This is a genomic window from Mesorhizobium sp. M2E.F.Ca.ET.209.01.1.1, assembly GCF_004010375.2.
Taxonomy (GTDB): Bacteria; Pseudomonadota; Alphaproteobacteria; order Rhizobiales; family Rhizobiaceae; genus Mesorhizobium.
In genome coordinates, this window is the sequence record NZ_SADP02000172.1 from 1 (window position 1) to 463 (window position 463).

Sequence of the window (463 nt, forward strand, 5' to 3'; positions counted from 1 at the left end):
CAGGCATTCTCAGCTCGCTGCGGAGTGTCGGCTACGGGTCATGGGCGTGAATTCGGCCGAGCGCGAACGAGCGTCCGCTCAGGGGCGAACTCGGTTATTCATGGTGATTGGGTTTTGACCCTAAACGTCAGCCGGAGGCTGCCGGCGTCTTCAGCCGAACGTCGCGGGAGGCTCGGTGCGGACCTCAACCCACTGACAGCGCCGGCTGTCGTGATAGAACGACAGGAACGGTGGCGGGAACGATGGATCGGCGAAGGCACCCACCGGAATGGCGAGCAGACCGGGCTGGACATCGATCCGACAATGGACGGTGGTGACGCAATCCCGGCAGAAGCTGTAGATGACGCGGCTGCCCTCGTCGCCAATGCGCGTGAACTCCGCCGCGCGTCCCTGGATGGACACGTCGTTCTCCGCAAACCGGGCGTTGAAGCTGAACGCGCTGCCCGTGCGCCGTTTGCAGGCC

Annotated in this window: 1 protein-coding gene; it reads right to left on the reverse strand. The window is 64.6% G+C overall.

Going from position 1 to position 463, the window contains the following annotated elements:
* Positions 1-150: 150 nt before the first annotated feature.
* A partial coding sequence (locus tag EN852_RS35150) for a GFA family protein (protein ID WP_135879624.1) occupies positions 151-463 on the reverse strand: 313 nt, incomplete at its 5' end.